This is a genomic window from Bythopirellula superficialaquae (assembly GCF_059632245.1).
Window position 1 is genome coordinate 4737590 of sequence record NZ_CP197426.1, and the last position, 16576, is coordinate 4754165.

General features: G+C 54.2%; 14 protein-coding genes. 1 reads left to right on the plus strand and 13 read right to left on the minus strand.

Going from position 1 to position 16576, the window contains the following annotated elements:
• Positions 1–148 precede the first annotated feature (148 nt).
• The 4 genes from SH678x_RS19580 to SH678x_RS19595 form a co-directional block, all read right to left on the minus strand.
• Positions 149–1906: a hypothetical protein gene (locus tag SH678x_RS19580; RefSeq protein ID WP_496920142.1), complete on the minus strand. Its 1758-nt coding sequence runs from the start codon at positions 1904–1906 to the stop codon at positions 149–151.
• A 12-nt stretch (positions 1907–1918) separates the two neighbouring features.
• Positions 1919–3253, minus strand: a complete 1335-nt coding sequence (locus SH678x_RS19585) for a DUF1501 domain-containing protein (protein WP_496920143.1) — start codon at positions 3251–3253, stop codon at positions 1919–1921.
• 92 nt (positions 3254–3345) lie between these two features.
• Complete coding sequence (locus SH678x_RS19590) at positions 3346–5967, minus strand: DUF1549 domain-containing protein (protein ID WP_496920144.1); 2622 nt, start codon at positions 5965–5967, stop codon at positions 3346–3348.
• 30 nt (positions 5968–5997) lie between these two features.
• Entirely contained in the window at positions 5998–6600 is a 603-nt protein-coding gene (locus SH678x_RS19595; RefSeq protein ID WP_496920145.1) for an RNA polymerase sigma factor, read from the minus strand.
• Positions 6601–6845: 245 nt separating this feature from the next.
• On the opposite strand from SH678x_RS19595, the gene trpC reads away from it, so the two are divergent.
• Positions 6846–7631 (plus strand): indole-3-glycerol phosphate synthase TrpC, encoded by a 786-nt coding sequence (gene trpC / locus SH678x_RS19600; RefSeq protein WP_496920146.1) that lies wholly within the window; start codon positions 6846–6848, stop codon positions 7629–7631.
• A 44-nt stretch (positions 7632–7675) separates the two neighbouring features.
• Here the strand turns inward: trpC and SH678x_RS19605 are convergent, their stop codons facing one another.
• The 9 genes from SH678x_RS19605 to SH678x_RS19645 form a co-directional block, all read right to left on the minus strand.
• Complete coding sequence (locus tag SH678x_RS19605) at positions 7676–8467, minus strand: PEP-CTERM sorting domain-containing protein (protein WP_496920147.1); 792 nt, start codon at positions 8465–8467, stop codon at positions 7676–7678.
• 149 nt (positions 8468–8616) lie between these two features.
• Positions 8617–8823: a hypothetical protein gene (locus tag SH678x_RS19610; protein ID WP_496920148.1), complete on the minus strand. Its 207-nt coding sequence runs from the start codon at positions 8821–8823 to the stop codon at positions 8617–8619.
• A gap of 96 nt (positions 8824–8919) precedes the next feature.
• Positions 8920–9423 (minus strand): hypothetical protein, encoded by a 504-nt coding sequence (locus SH678x_RS19615; RefSeq protein WP_496920149.1) that lies wholly within the window; start codon positions 9421–9423, stop codon positions 8920–8922.
• 282 nt (positions 9424–9705) lie between these two features.
• Positions 9706–9885 carry a hypothetical protein gene (locus SH678x_RS19620; RefSeq protein ID WP_496920150.1) on the minus strand — a complete coding sequence of 60 codons (180 nt, stop codon included), beginning with the start codon at positions 9883–9885 and terminating at the stop codon, positions 9706–9708.
• Positions 9886–10369: 484 nt separating this feature from the next.
• The gene (locus tag SH678x_RS19625) at positions 10370–11326 is read right to left on the minus strand and encodes a sigma-54 interaction domain-containing protein (protein ID WP_496920151.1); all 957 of its coding nucleotides are present in this window, start codon (positions 11324–11326) and stop codon (positions 10370–10372) included.
• 425 nt (positions 11327–11751) lie between these two features.
• A complete protein-coding gene (locus SH678x_RS19630; protein ID WP_496920152.1) occupies positions 11752–12660 on the minus strand; it encodes an LpxI family protein in 909 nt (302 codons plus the stop codon).
• 14 nt (positions 12661–12674) lie between these two features.
• Positions 12675–13757: a UDP-3-O-(3-hydroxymyristoyl)glucosamine N-acyltransferase gene (lpxD, locus tag SH678x_RS19635; RefSeq protein WP_496920153.1), complete on the minus strand. Its 1083-nt coding sequence runs from the start codon at positions 13755–13757 to the stop codon at positions 12675–12677.
• Between the two features lie 153 nt (positions 13758–13910).
• Positions 13911–14327, minus strand: coding sequence for a hypothetical protein (locus SH678x_RS19640; protein WP_496920154.1), 417 nt, complete (start codon positions 14325–14327; stop codon positions 13911–13913).
• Positions 14328–14639: 312 nt separating this feature from the next.
• Positions 14640–16511 (minus strand): polymorphic toxin-type HINT domain-containing protein, encoded by a 1872-nt coding sequence (locus tag SH678x_RS19645; protein ID WP_496920155.1) that lies wholly within the window; start codon positions 16509–16511, stop codon positions 14640–14642.
• Positions 16512–16576: the final 65 nt, after the last annotated feature.

A 16576-nucleotide genomic window follows, 5' to 3' on the forward strand; every position in this document is an offset into this window, starting at 1 on the left:
GGAGGCTCTGGGGTGGGAATGTTAAGGCGACGTTTATCAAGGATAGAGCCTATCGAAGATAGATGCGCCGCAACCGCGGATTTGTTTATGATACCGGTTTTTGGGGTGAAACAATGGGAGTTCGCTGAGATCGTCAAAATCTTGGCAACTATTCCGTGGCTTCCTGGTCTCCAATCAAGCCATCACCGTCACCATCGAGTTGCTTGAATTGCTCGCTGGTCCCCAAAAATTCGCTCCGCGACACGTCGCCATCGCGATTGCGGTCCATATCCGTGAACCACGCTGGCACGCTGGCTGCGGGCTTAGGCGCATCGTTCGCAGTCGCACCAACACTGGCAAAATCGCGCGCCGCCGACGTCGGCTCAGCAAGCATTTCATGCGCATGAGGGCCACGGGTGATTGACACACGGATGGCGTTAGGTTTTTCACCGGAATCAATTTGCCCATCATCATTCAGATCGAGCGCCGTCAAAACGGCCGCCATATTGCGACACTCACGAGGTGAGAGCCGACGATCACCGTTACGATCTGCCAAGCGGAACAGGGGATAGCCATCCACAACGGCTCCAATGGCGATCTGAGTTGCCACCGGTTCGGCGGCATCTTGCTCCTTCGCATCGCCCGCAGAAAATTCCAAATACTGCGCACCTTGAAGGGCGGTCACCATATTCTCATGCTGCAAATGCTCGCCCGCGTTCATTGCCAACAAAGCAACCTGTTTCTCACCGTCTTGCTTGCCGAGCGAAACACGCAAATTTATGTCGGCGGGATCTTCCACTAAGCTCTCGATATCGGTTTGTGACACAGTCATGTCGCCACTCGCGATACGAGTCAAAATTGCCGACGCGGACGAGGCGGCTGATCCTTGCTGCCCCGTCTCGCGTCGGCTGTAGGCAGCTTGCAGATGGGAGTGTAATTGCTGCCAATTCGTTTCCTGATCGATCACCACGGCAAGTGGGTGACCAAAGGGTGCCGTCGTGTTCCGGGAACCCATCGCGAAAAGCTCTTCCAGCTCGACGATGCTATTTTCATCGACGTCGGCGTGGGCGAGGCGTTCCGCGGCCGCGGCAATTTCAGGCGCGCTTAAGATTTGATCGGCATCGACATCAATAGCATTCCAGAGCGGAGCGAAACCAACCCGTTGCCAATTCATGGCTGGGCCCAGTGTTAAAATCGCTGGGCCACCCGTCCACTCGGCGAGCAGCCAACGCACTTCCTCGCGATCGGCTTTCACGTCCGCCGAAGCCATGTAATTGACGAGTCGCTGAGCAACGCTTCGTGTCGCCCGTTGCTGCACGTCGACGACTGGCTTGCCAGGATCCTTTTTGGCGTCTTCTTGATCTTCCTCTGGCGATTCATCGTCTTTGGATTTTTCGTCATTGGAGACGGTACCATCTATGAACTCATCCGCTTCTTTTTCTTCTTCGGGTAACGAAACTTTCACGGCATCGCGGACGAGAGTTTCGATCGTTGCATCATCCAACAAGTCGTCGATTAATTTCTCCCGTGCTGCGGTGAATGGTTCGCCATCGATGAAAATGGCGATATCAACGAGCAGCGGCTGTTCGGGTCCGAGGATAAGCAGCCGCACATTGGGATCTGTTCGATCCACTTGCTGAGGGATCAGCCACTGGCCATCGGCACTACGGGCATAATTGTCGAGCGTCGTATCCGGCGGTTGTTGATATCCGTTGAGGACCACGGCCTGTGTCATTTCATAGTTGTCTGCTTGTGCTTTCAACTCTTGGATGGCGCACGAGGCCAGCGGTTTTTCACTCTGTGCATTTTCCGCAAATATGAGTTGCTGCATACCTGCAAGCACGGTCATCAAGCCAATGAAGCACGCCCAACACGACTTGTTGAGTCGAGCTAAAGAATCGAAAGTGTTTGATTGAGAGAAGTGCATGGAAGTTATGTCTCAACTCACTAATTCATCGATCGCCATACCGTCGACCATCGCAATGGGTCGGCCAGAGGTCGACATGTTTTGCGTTTCCGGTGCGACTCCGAGTGCGGTACATAGCGTGGCGAGAACGTCGGTCACCGAAGTTTCTGCCTCCTCGACGTGCATGCCATCTTTGCTGGTTTTGCCGTACACTTGTCCCCCTGCGATCCCACCGCCAGCCATCACGCACGACCAAGCTTGCGGGAAATGATCGCGTCCTCCGGAACCATTAATCTTGGGAGTGCGGCCAAATTCGCCCATCCAGATAATGGTGGTCGATTCCAACAAACCGCGCGAACGCAAGTCATCCATCAACGTCGCCCAGCCGGCATCGAGCTCTTTGGAAAGGGCTTCCACGGCCGTAAAGTTGTTGGCGTGAGTATCCCATCCGAAGCTGCCGTTGGAACTCGTATTGAGCGAGACTTCCACAAACGGTACGCCCCGTTCAACCAATCGCCGCGCGAGCAAGCAACCTTGACCGAACATGCCCTTGCCGTAGGCCTCGCGAACTTTTTGTGGTTCTTTCGACAAATCAAACGCCGACGCGGCATCGCTGTCGATCATCCGCAAGGAATTTTCGTACACCATTTGATGAGCCCGCGTTGCCTCGGCCGGATGATGCCCCAGAAAACCAGCTTCCATGGTCTGCCAAATTTCCAAGCGGCGATCCATCTGGGCTTTCGTCACACCATCGGGTGGTGCGAGGGCGTCGACTTTCAATTGAGCGAAGTCGTCGCCGGCTACAGGGGCGCCGCTATTGGTTTCGCCCACGAACAAGGGAGCATATTTCGGCCCTAAGAATCCAGGTCCAAACGCTTCGGCATTGAATGCGCGGTAGGGCGCGATACTTACATAGGGTGGCAATGCGATTTCACTCGACGCAAGTTGTTTCGCCAGAGCGGCACCAATCGCGGGAAATTTTTCCACACCCATCGGCGCGCGGCCCGTCCGCATCAAATGCGTTCCGCGCCCGTGATCCCCTTCTTTTGTACTTAGACCTCGGATGATGGCTAGCTGATCGGCTTGCTTGGCAAGTTGAGGCAAGTGCTCGCTGAATCGCATGCCTGGCACATTGGTGGAAATCTCTTTGAATTCACCGCCATTTTCATGCCCCGGCTTCATGTCGAAGGTATCGGTTTGACTGGGTCCACCAGCCATCCACAGCAAAATACAATGCCGTCGCCGCTTAGGGTCGGCGGCCAATTGCTGGGCAAACGACGGCAGCCAGCCGCTGACGCTTAAGCCACACAGACCGAGCGTCGCCGATTGCATCCATCGTCGACGATCCATTTCGTTCAGCTTGGCCATGATTCACACCCCGTATTCTGTAGCTGGCCGGTAGGCCGGTTCAATTGTTTAAGCTTCTGACCGAGGTCACAGACCTCAGCCACAGATTCCTATCAGTGAATAAAAGTAAATTCCGCGCTGTTGAGCAGTGCCCAGAGAACGTCACCCAAAATCGCGAGCCGCTCGTCTGCGTTATTGGCACTCTCGAGATAGTCAAGCAATTTTGCTCGTTCCGTTGGTTCTGGTTGTCGAGAGAGCGTTGCCAAGAACAACGTGTCGAGGCGTTGTTCGTCGGTGAAGAAAGGAGCGTTCAAAGATTTGAGTAGGCCACTGCTTTTCAAATCCGTCGCGCCATGCACCACCGAACCGTGCATCAGCGTGAGAGCTTGCGGAACCCCCGCTTGATACTCGGTGCGATTTTCTCCCGCCGCACGGAATTGTTCGATGAAGGCCTGACGACTCATATTTTCGGTGCGTGCTAGTGCTCCGTCGGGGGCATTCCCTAGCATCCCTTCATTTCTCGTCGCGACGGCGATACAGTCGAACAACTGATCCGCGGTGAAGTTCTTCATATTCATCCGAGCAAAACATAGCGCCTGGGATGGCTCATCTTGAGGCGAACCGCTCGAGAGTTGATAGGCATCAGTTAGGACTAAAGCGCGCAGCAAACGCCGCAGATCAAAACCACTCGCGGCGAAATCGCGAGTTAGCAAATCCAACACCTCGGGACAGACTGCCGGATTGTCGGGCCGCATGTCGTCGACGGGATCAACCAAACCTCGACCGAAGAGTTGCTGCCAAACACGATTCACCGCAGCACGGGCAAACAGGTCGTTATTCTGATTGGTAAGCCAATCGACCAACTTCCGTCGTCGAGAAAGGTCAGTTCCCTCGGAAGTTTTTTCCGCGGATGCGGTTGTCTCATTGCCCGGCAAGTGAGGAGCGATCACGGTTTCCGTATCTGGTAGCATCACTTCGCCATGATGGTTGTCATGCACCCGCAAGACGGGCGAAGTCATTTGCATCTTTCCCTGGGGCCGCGAGATTTGAGCGAAATGTGCCGCGAAACCCCAGAAATCGGTTTGGGCAATGCGGTCGTCAAACGGATGGTCATGGCACTGGGCACATTCCATACGGGTTCCGAGGAAGACTCGCGAAGTCTTGGCAGCCAATTCTTCGGGATTTAATTTCAACGAGGCATAGAACAGAATGGGGCCCGATTCGCTCACGCGGCCTTCGGCCAGCAAAAGTTGTCGCACGATTTCGTCATAGGGCAGGTTTTGCCCGAAGCGATCGGCCAGCCAAGCGTCAAATTTGTTCGTGCCGCCATAAAGATTAAGGTCAACTCCCTCGGGAAGCAGTACCGCCCGCCAAACGGCAGCCAGATGAGTGGCATGATCGCGGCGCGCGAGCAAGTCATCCACCAAACGCTCCCGGCGATCAGCACCAGGATCGTCCATAAAGGCGTAAACTTCGCTCACCATGGGAATCCGACCGGTGAGGTCGAGATACACACGGCGCAAGAATTCGGCGTCGGATGCCGGTGCCGCGGGGCGAATTCCTTGAGCCTGCCAGAAGTCGGCAAGCCGTGAGTTAATCTCCGTCACCAACTCCTGTTCTTCGAGCGGCTTGGCGAGTGGTTCAGCGGCTTTGAATTTTAGAGCAGGCGTGTTGGAGGCAACCCGTTCTTCCGTCGCTACGGCGGGAGCGGTCGACTGAGTGGGCGTGTCGGTCGTTGGTTGCGCGGTTGGTGATTCAGGTCCAGCCGCGACAACCAACTCCTCGACCACAACAGCTGACTTCGGCTGTTCGACCCCAGCCAAGGCCACTGCCACCGGCTTCGCAAGACTTGCTACAACAACTTTGGCTTCCCGAGGCACGCCCAACGCGAAAATCGAATCGGGACCCTGTTGCGGATACGAGAACTCCAACGATTTTTTTTCCCTTTGGTGCTCATCAAGCACCCGGCCACTCACGGGAAGATGCGTTTCTGGATTAAGCAAGAAAACCAAGCGGAGCATTTCGTTGTTTTTCTGTCGCAGTGTAACTTGCAACTCGATGAATTTGTTGTTCTGTTCGAGAACCTCACGCCATGATTCCTCGACGACCTCCAAATTCGTGGCATCAACATTGGCGAGCGCTGACGGCAGTTCCTTCATCCCTAACAGCAAGGCCAGGAACTCACCTGAGAGTTGGGATGGTTCAGTGAGTCCGTGCTGATAGATCGTTTGGTCCGCGGGATCAAAGTTCTCCGCCGTATTGGTTTGGAAATTAAGATAGACCCGTGCTTGACCTTCTTCGTGCGCAGCCACCTGCGCCGATTGCGAAAACCAGCCGATGGCCGCTTGCGCGCCGTCATTGGCCTGCGAGTGCGAGATCGCTTGCACCCAGTCGCAGCCTTCGAGCGCTTGGATCATCGCGGCCCAACCATAAGCCGGCCGATCACTCCACAGCCCCACGGCGACCAAAAGCGCCGCAGCGGCGACGGCCGTGCCGAAGATTCGCAGAGTCGAACGCCGTTTTGTGGCCGCCTGAGATAAAGGAATCGTGGCGTGTTCCGAATGAGCTACGCCATTGACTTCCGAACTCGAAAAAGCGAACTCGCGATCGAGCTGCTGCGAGATCCGGTTGACAAAGTCGGCCGACATCGGGGGCGCGGCGAACGTGGTTCTCAGCAACTGCTCGACCCGCCGTTGGCTGGCCTCATCTTCGAATTGTTCATGTCCTGTATTCATACCGACACCAAATCTTTGGCTGTTGATCGCTTAGGTTAGGGGAAGTTGAACCGGCGGCAAGCTGGCCACCCCGTTGACGGGAAGTTCCCGTTCACTCAATTCGTAGTACCGGCGAAACTCGCGCCGGGCACGGTAGAGTGAGGCTTCGATCCCCTTTTCTGTTTCATTCAATCGTTCGGCGATTTCACGGACGCGTAGCCCTTCGGCATACTTCAATTCGAGAATCAAGCGATGCTTGGGTCCAAGCCGCTCCAGAATTTCGATGACTTGCTTGCGAGTTTCAGCCGTTTCAAGTGCCCCCGCGGGCGAACTGGCGAAACATTCCGACGACGGATCGCGGCCGATTTTTTCCAATCGATCTTTAAGCCGAAACGATTGGCGATGGTGGTCGGCGACTTTATTCCGAACGACTGACCGCAACCAAGCGGCAATATGGGCCGCATCGGCTTCGATTTGATGAATGTTCTTGAGCAGAGCTAACATTGTGTCGCTCACCACGTCCTCGGCCACATGCACGTCTTGAACCTGGGCGTACGCATAGCGCCATGCCAAAGGCAGATAGCGCGTATAAAGCGCACACCAAGCCTCGGCGTTATCGTTTCGCGCCGCACGCAGTAGTTCAGCGTCGGTCAAACTCGCACCTCAGTGGGCCGTTGTTGCCAACGGCCAAAATCGCGGTTAGCCAGTTCACTCGCCTGGTCGAAGGACAAGGTTATTTCGGACAGGTCCACCGGGTCTTGGCGGTCCCGTCCTGCTAACTGCCAAGATAGTCGTTCCTGCGAGCGAAATCACTCAGGCGCGGAAATTTGGCGGATTTGGCTAGTCGCGACAGCTGTCCAAGCCTGTCGAAATTGCGGTCGGCTAGCTAAAATTGCTCTATGAGCAGCACAATATTGGAGAAAATCGTCGCCACCAAGCACCAGGAAGTGCTCGCCGCACGCGCCCAGCTTGCGGATGCGGAACTCAAGGCCCAAATTGCTGATTCCCCGCCCGTAAGAGATTTTTTCGCGCCACTCGCGGCGGACGGCCCAATCAGGCTCATCGCCGAGGTCAAAAAAGCGAGCCCTTCAGTGGGGCTGATTCGGGCTGACTTCGATCCCGTGGCGATCGCTCAAATCTATGAACAGCACGGCGCCTCGTGCCTCAGCGTTCTGACGGACGTGCCTTACTTTCAAGGCAGCCTCGACTATCTGCGTGCCGTGCGTGCGGCGGTCGGTATCCCGGTCCTGCGGAAAGACTTTATCATCGATTCTTACCAGATATTGGAAGCCCGTGCCGCGGGAGCCGATGCCGTTCTCTTAATTGCCGAGTGTCTCGACGACTGCAACTTACGCAAACTTTTCAACGAGACGTTGGAACTCGGGATGACGCCGCTCGTTGAGCTTTACGAACCGGCGAATTTGCCGCGGGTGCTTGCAGCGGGGGCGACGTTGATCGGCGTCAACAACCGCAACCTGCACACATTTGAGGTCGATCTCGAACATACATTGCGGCTGCGTCGAGAAGTTCCCCCTGATTGCGTGCTCGTGGGTGAGAGCGGCATCAAGAATCGCGCCGATGCCGTACGACTCGAAGCGGGGGGCGTAAATGCGATTCTCGTCGGTGAATCGCTCATGAGGCAAAAGAACATAGGCTCAGCGGTCGACGAATTGCTCGGCCGCTGAGCCTTGTTTATAGCTTCGAGGGTCTGACGACCTTCGTTAATTCTTTAGCGCTTTCGCGTGATAAACACTCCGCCAAAGGCGATTGCACTCAGGATCAATGTTCCTGGTTCAGGAACTTCCGGGCCGACTGGTACAACTCCCACGCTAAACGACTTTTTGTCGATCAAAGCCGTGGTTCCTGCACCACTCGTCGAGGCAGTCAAGATGTTATCGAGTGAAACGAGAACTTTAGTGACGTTGGCAGGCATTGCGACAGACAAGGAACCCTGCCAGGATGATGCGTAGGTGGGACCTGTCGCTACGTCAGAGAACAGGAATGAATCACTAGGCGAAAACGTAAAGAAATGGTTAGTCGTTGGTAAGTTGACGACAGCCCCACCGATTTCCAATATTTTGATATCGGCATAGCCAAAAACTGAGGTAAAGGCATCGCCGCCAAAGGGAGCGGTTAATCTCGTAACGCCTGATTCATCGACTTTAACTGCGCCAATTACCTGCCCCGGTTTGGCTTCAATCATAAACGACAATTTCCCGTCGGTTTGATCGGGCGTGCCACCACCAGCCGAAGTCGCCGAGAATCCGCCCGTAGGGGCGAAGACTAGTACGTCCTGCACTGAGAATGGTTGATCATACAACGGCAAAGGATCACCGGTTGGCGATCCTTCCTTGATGTTCGTAAACCACACCGACGTGCCATTCACATTGCTGTGGATGATGTCCGCCGAAGCGACGGAGCTTAAAGATGTGATCACCAAGGCGAGAAGTAGACATAAGCTACCTCGTCCAAGTGGCGAGGAATGTAGTTGACCGACAGGGACCCGGTGTGATGGCATCATAGAGCTCCAAACAGTTGTTAGTACGTTATGCAATGATCTATCTCCAATTTTGGTTTTCGCCACGGAGAGAACTCCATGCCCAAACCGTCGTCGCGACCCGCCCACGGCAATGCCTTGTTGGTTGCGTCGACACTTTACTTTCAGTTACATCAGCGCAAAGTGCGCTTATCTCCACGCAGGTGGATGCCACCTACGACGGTGTTTTTTCTGCGGCCGCGCGTTACCGTGCGGCGCTTGCTGTGAGCCCGCAGAGTTCCTGTTTTCGCTTCACGACGGAGCCGCGCCGGTCGGGCGATCGATCCGTTCGTGTATTCCGCTGCGGTTTCTTCCTGTTCGCTCATTTGTTTCTTGATCATGTCTGTCAGTGCTCACGACGGTGTAAGGGGAGTTGATCACACGACTCAGAGCTAAAACCTATTAATTTCTGCGAGGTCATACTTGCTGGCGTCTCGTCAGCGATAGCCATCAAGTTCGACATTCACGAGCGCTTGATTCGCCACGGCCTTACGGGCATCACCAAAGACAAGTTCCAAGCCTGCCAAACCGTTGTCACCCGGCAGATAAGCCCAGGCACCCAACTGGCGAGCCCAAATTTCTTCAGCCGGATTCCCGCCTAATCCGCAAATTACAACCAAAGAGTTACCAAGCTCCGACGTTCGTTGAGCTGCTTCTTTCAATAGGGAATAGCTTTTCGCATCAACGTCGGGCAAATCAACAAACGTCAAGGGAACACGCAACACATACAGATTCCGCAGAAACTCTCGAACATCGATGTTGACCGTTGCTTGCCAAGATTCGTTCGAAGCCGCGGAACGCAGCAACTCGGCGCGTCCTTCGGACCAGGTCAGTACCAAACAACGCAAGAGATCAGGCAAGACAAGCGTGCGCGGCGGCGCATTCGTCTTACCTTCAGGTAGCGTAAGTCTGGCGATAGGCGTTTGTGAGACAGTTTCCACGGACTATGTTTCCAGGCACATGTTTGTTGAGTAACTCACGGTGTTCGACATCTCAGGCTGCCCTTAAATCAAATCAAAAACCACGAACGTATTCATTGGTTTGACAAAACACACGGCCATACAAGAGGATCATGTCCAACTGACGCAAACGGCGCCGGCGCATAATGTCTCTTATTCAATCCAAAATTTTCACGGTAATCGACGAGTACGGCTTTACCGCCGCATGCACACTCTGACGACTATGTCGTCATCACGTGCATGCACAAACCAACGAGAAGATCATTACCAACTAATCTTCCGACGCCGACGACGATGAATGCCGTTTACGGACTGAGGACCTTTACCACGACGCCGACCTTGGGTCGGGGATTGTTGCCGGCTCGCCTTAATTGGCTCGCTACGACGAAAATTGTCAGTGCTGTAGTCTGCTGCCAACGCTTCGTAAGATTGCATGTTGCTCATTCGCATGTCTCCTTGAGCTAGGCGAGATCGTGACCTGTGATGTGACGATCAGCCAAAACACCCGTCACCATATTCGGTGACAAACGTCTCTTGCCGTGCTACCAGCGACAAGCTGGCACACCCGAATCGACAAAGGCCGACTCTTCCTTACAACGCGTGCGCTGTAAGGCGAATACTTACTTAGCTAGTACCGTGCCCAATTAAGCATGCGAGCAATTAACAATGCTAAGTCTCGTAAGAGTTAGCACTTACGAAGAACACGAGCGACAACAACCTGAAGAGGGCGATTCACTTTATTGGTGAGAAGAAATCAGTATCGCAATTGATTCACGCTATGATTCAAGAGGTTTCTCGATGATTCACCAATTTGTGATAACGCCACCAAAAAGGTGAGGAAGTCTTGGAGGCTTCCAAGCGTGGAGGGCAATAAAAAAGCCGCCCCCGAAGGAGCGGCTCTGTATGCGTCATATCTTATGGTAATGATCTACTCTTCCTCAATTTGAGCAAGGATCCGCGTGAGTGTGTTGGGATGCACGCCTAATAACTCAGCGGCACGGCCTTTATGCCCACAAGTCGTACGAAGTGCTTGTTCCACGGCAACTTGGCGAAGCCTCCCCAGATTAGTGAAGGGAAGCTGCAAATTACGATCATTCTGAGTGTGAACACCTGGCAGAATCGGTTCACACTGCAAAACGTAGCTTTGCTCGATAACAAAACTTAGTTGGCGGACATTGCCCGGCCAACGATATTCGGAGAATCGACGTAGCGTCTCGGGAGTAGGTTCCCAGATCGGTTGATCATAGCGAGCAGCGAATTTTCTCGAGAAAAAGTTGATAAAGCTGGGGATATCTTCTACGCGGTCGCGGAGTGCTGGCATCTGGAGTTCGACCAGATTAAGGCGGTAATAGAGATCTTCACGGAAGCGACCTTCTTCGACGTCGCGTTCAAGATTGCGATTTGTGGCAGCAATAATCTGTACGTCAATATTTAAAGGACGTGCCGCACCCACCGGAGTGACTTCACCTTCTTGCAGGACCCGCAACAGCTTGGGCTGCAATTCCAATGGCATGTCGCCAACTTCGTCGAGAAAGACGACGCCATTTTGTGCGGCGCGAAACACGCCAAGGCTTTCCCCGGCTGCACCCGTAAATGCCCCTTTTTCATGGCCAAAAAGTTGGCTTTCCGCCAAGGTAGCTGTCAGTGCAGCACAGTTCACGGGCACAAATGATTTGTTGTGACGAGGACCCAGGCGATGTAGCAGTCGGGCCCAAACTTCTTTGCCCGTACCGGTTTCCCCGGTAATTAAGACGGTACATTCCACCTGAGCAGCGCGCTCGGCGTGGTGGGCGAGTCGATTGACCGATGGGTCTCGCCCCAGCAGAAGGCTCGCCGGATCTTCGGGCGCTAACGACGCCAAATTCTCCAGTGAGGATGAATACATAGTTGCCATTTCTCAGCTCCAGACGGATGTCGTTCACATCCGCCGATGAAAAGCCCCGTCGGTCTCCGTCGCTGTTCCTGCGAGGAAATCCGATCTGTGGTTATCTCACTGGCGACCCAGCCCATGAAAAGTGTGATAGTTAATAAATAGAGTCAGGAGTAATTTGTCTGCTACACTCCGTCTCAGCTCCTCATTATAAACGCAAGTTTCTGATTGCTCAAAGATTTCGCTTTAAAGAAGCCTAGGAATTTACGCAAACGAGCCGAGTTGTGCTTGCTATAACGATTTCGACGCAAAGTGTTTCTGGAATGCACCTTACAACGAATTGAGAGCAGGAAAACATGCTCTAAGCGGGAATTACCACCGGAAAAGCCGGCAGGAGTGTGGAAATTCCCTTTCTCGGGAAAAAGCGAATTTCCACTACTTTAGGCTGCCAGGCGGGCCAGAGTGGCCTCGTCCCAAGCGACTACTGAGACATTAAGATGTCGCGCGGCGATTATAAATTTCTGCTGGTCAAGCAGGATTGTCTTGCCAGCTTCAATGGCGAGAACTCGCCCCCCTGCAGCGGCAATCGACTCTAGGGTCTTAAGTCCGACGGTTGGGACGTCAAAACGCATGTCCTGTGAAGGCTTGGCGACTTTCACAATTGTCATACCACCTGCCGTGCAAAGTTCACCCGCGCGGCGGATGCAAAGGTCGGTCCCTTCGATGGCTTCCACAGCAATTACAGTTTGATCTTTAATGCAAACACTTTGGCCGATATCAAGACCGCCGATCGCTTTGGCAATCTGCCAGCCAAACTCAACGTCTTTTTGTTGTTTCGACGTGAGTGGCTTACCTGCGATGTGTCCTGCTTGCACAAGCAAGTTCGGCGCAACATCGGCTACATTCTGAAAGGCTATTCCCTCGGCAGCAAAGGCATTCACTAGCGCGCTAAGTAATGTGTCGTCCTTGCGGTCGGCAAAGCCGAGCAATTGCGGATAGAAGGCTTTCAGGCATTTCCAATCGGGACGATGTTTGATCCACCAATTGGGTTGGTAGTACATGACCTTATGCAACTTACCAGCCATGATGGCCTGCTGCGCTCCCCAGCGTTTGCACAGTCGTATCGCTCTGCCAATGCCGCCGATGCCGATCCAATCAAACTGCTCGCAGTAATCGGCCAGCTTGGGATCAGCGTGATCGATGATCCCAATTCCCACGATCCGCCGATTTTGTTTCTTCAATGCCTCGGCTACGGCCAAAGGATAGTTGCCCCAACCGGCAATGACGGCCAACGGCCGTTGGTCATCGGTGAGTGAATCGGTTTCTTGTTTGTGCAAACGGAAAGGCATGGTGTCTTACAAACTTAAGCCGCTTGTTCGTCTGGTGTTAATTGGCTTTCAGGGCCCTTTTGTTTTTGCAATGCAATCAGCTGCTGTTGCAAATGGCGAAACTCCCGTCGCATTTCCGGAAGTTTCGCAATCGCCGCCATTTGTAGTTTCTGCCGCCTTAGCGAAGTCGCCGGTTGGCCCAGCATGATTTCGCCATCGGGAACATTGTTGGAAATGCCGGCCATCGAACACAGCACGGCTCCTTGCCCAATATGCACGTGATCGCGGACGCCGACTTGTCCCGCCATCACTACGTAATCTCCGGTGGTCGTGCTGCCCGCGATACCGACCTGCCCGCAAATCAGGTTGTGCTTGCCGAGACGGCAGTTATGCGCGACTTGCACCAAGTTATCGATCTTCGTTCCATCGCCAATTGTGGTCGCACCATATGTACCACGATCCACGGTGGCACAAGCGCCGATTTCCACGTCGTTGCCCAAAACGACATAACCAAGTTGAGCCGAAATTCTGTGCGATCCATCGATTTGCTTGTAGCCGAATCCATACGCGCCGATCACGGCGCCGCCATGAAGGATCACCCGCTCGCCAACTTGCGTGTCTTCGTAGAGCACAACGTTCGGAAAAATCGTCGTGCCACGGCCAATCACGCAGCCGGCCATGATCCGCGCACCGGAGTGAATCGTTACGCCGTCGCCGATCACCACGTCATCGCCAATCGACGCGCCGGGATGGACTTCCACGTCCTCGCCCAATTGAGCGGATTCACTGATCCAAGCCGCCGCACTGATTCCCGTTTGCCGCTTTGTTCGTCGGGGGCGAAAATGATTCACCACTTTCGTGAACGCCGCGTGGACGTCATCCACAACGATGGTTGTTTTCTCGCCAGTTGGAAAATCATCGGGAACGATCGCCGCAGCGGCCACCGACTTCTGCCAATGCGGCGCGCGATCGGCGTGATCGACCAGCGTGATCTCGCCCTCTTGGGCCACGTCGAGAATCGCAGCTCCGCGAATCACAACAGCTTCGGCCGCGATCGAATCAGCGCCGCACAAGCGGCCTCCGACAAGTGTCGCCAATTCGGCGAGCGTGGTCGGCATAGTGGCATCCTTTCCCCTGAATATCGTGGCCGTCGTCCTGACTGCCAGTGTGCCTGCACTCCGCCCAGTAAGATAAGGGTCACGGCGGAGAGATGCCGGATACTATCTCCAGCCCCATCCAACTCGCAAGATCAGATCACATGCTAGCAAGCGTTATTGGACCTGCTGTCTTTGGGCAATGTGCATGGCCTGCTCGAAATGCTTCTGCAATCGCAAAAACTCCTGCAAATCGCCCCCGCGGTCGGGATGCATCGTTTTCGCTTGTTCGCGGTAGGCGGCGAGCACGTCTTCCTCGGTGATTGGCAATTCCAAGCCTAACGCCCGCAAGCAGGCTGGTCGTTGCATCAACGCCCAGTACGGCACGACTGGCATCACTTGCGAAACAACCACCAACGCCCGACGGAGCGAACGCAAGTAACGCCGGAAATCAATCACCATCGCCACGTAACCCAACAGCGGAATGCCAAACATCAGCGCCAGCACCGTGACGGTGAGCGAAGCATCGATTCCGTCGGGCCACTGGGGGCTCGCCGCTTCGGCAAAAATGTGTGGTAAGAACGCGCGGATCATCCTCACACTTTGCCCGACGGCAAACAATTTGTCTACGGACTCTGTCGTCAAGCCACCAGCGGCGTCGATCTCATTTCAAGACTTCCAACTTGTCCAACTCTTCCAACTTGGCAGGGTTCATTCGCGATTTAAAAAATCATGAAAAATTGAAACCACGAACCATACGATTACCCGGTGCATTGCCGGAAATGCATCCATCTTCAGTGGAATTCGGCCAACAATTTTTCCCCCCGCTCGCGCGGGAGGCTCGCCAAACCTATCACATCCGCGCGGCCAAATCGCCTGGCCAAAAATGGAGTGCAGAATAAATAATTAATTTTTGAGTGCGAGTTGAGGCGCGAATTCCGCGCGTGGCGAAACGCCGGGGAGCACGTTGGTTGTCGGTTGGGGGCACGTGTTGTCGTGCGCGAGAATACGATTCTTGCCGACGAAATAGGTATGAAATTCGCCAACTTCCAAGTTATACGCTTCGGCTTCCTGATCGGGATTGGCGGACTCAAGTTTTAACGAACCACCGATCGCCACGAGTGGCAAACCGGCTTTGAGAAATTTGGCCATTTCCCAACCTTGGCCACTGATCCAAAAACGATGGCCGCGCGTGGCGACGATCGTCTCGTCATTCACGACCATCTTCACTGTGCCACACGGAGGGCGAACAGTACGATCGATGACCGGCCGATAGCTAATTTCGCCCATGTGGGGGTCTTGACTGAGAACGAGATCACCAATCTTGATCTTTTCAATAGCCACAGGGCCCGCCTGTGTCCAAACGGGTGTCCCCGCCACGAAACAGGACATCGTGCGAAATTCCAAATACCTCGAATAATCTTGCTCGATCTCTCGCCGATATTCAGGCAATGTTTCTGGAGAGTAAACATCGTTGAATTGCATCCAAGCAGTCCACCACTTTTTGGGGCCATCGCTGAATTGCTGGCCAGTAACCGTGGTTAAGACTTCTTCGATTCGGGCATTTCTTTGCTCACGTAGTTGATTTTCAATCTCGATTTGCTGAGTAGCTGTTGTCACTTTTTGCACGGCTTGCATGTAGTCACGTTGCAGATTGGGCTTTGTGACCTCAAACGGGAGGGCTTTCTGCCCGACCGATGCCATCTTGGCCATTTCTCTTCGGCCTCGCCAGCGAACAATTTTTGAATCGTAGGTACTTGTGTGGGCCTGCGTCGCTTTAGCAAGGGGACCTGTTTCTGAATAATCTTCGGTGACCAAAATCAGCCCATTCGCAGAGACATTCATTTGTGCGGAATATTCGATGGGCATGGCGAGACCCGCCATTAACAGCGGCACAAAATCGGTGAGTTCCCGATATTTGAGTGCCTCGGCGGCATCGTGGCGAATTTGCTCGTCGGAAGCGAAAATGGAAATTTCCATCAACTTGAGCGTTGCATCATGCTCGGGCATGGCCGAAAACGCGGCGATGCCGGCCCGCTGGACCTGTCTAAGAAACTTCTCGCCTTCGTCCTGGCCTTGCCGAGCGAGAATGCGTTTTTCGTAGGCAGGGTCAGCAAACAGAACTTCGGAAATGGCCGTCACCGCGGGGACGTCGCGCAGATTCGCAATCAGGCTTAGTGCGCTTATATTTTCGTTGCCGCTTTGCTCTTCGGCTTCTCGGAGCGCCGCTTTGACTAGCTTGGTGTAGCGGCGAAAATCTTGCTTTGCTTGTTGCGCGGCGGCTTCACGCGCGGCGATCTCTTCGGGAGCGAGATATTCGCCCTGATACATTTTCAGGCCGAGAGCCCCCAAGGCTTCGCGGTTTTTGCTTTCGTGTCGCAAGACGTTGAACCAATGCCAGCGAGCTTCCAACTCCAAACCTTGTTTTTGACACCAACGAGCCAACTCCGCATGGGCGGCGAGCGTGTCTTCTCCTGCCGCAACCCGGTCACGATAGTCCTGCCAACGGGGATCACTCGCGACTTCGGCTTCGATTTTCTTAAGCGACGACCAACGGCCATTGTGTAGGACTTGACCACTTTGCCAATGCGCGAGCTTGTGATCAGGGTCTTGAGCCAGCACCTCCGCCAACAGAGAATCGCGGAGTTGCTCGTTGCCCGCGATGTCGGCGGCGAGAGCTTGTTGGAAAAGTTTGTTGACCGGCAGCTGCTTCACTTCCGCAGAAGCGATCGCCGACAACGAAAGCAAACATAGTGCAACGATAAATGCCTGTTTCATGTTCCTGCTCCGTTTCCTCCCCGAATTTGATAGAAACGAACCAGCCGTCAATATATCGCATGGGA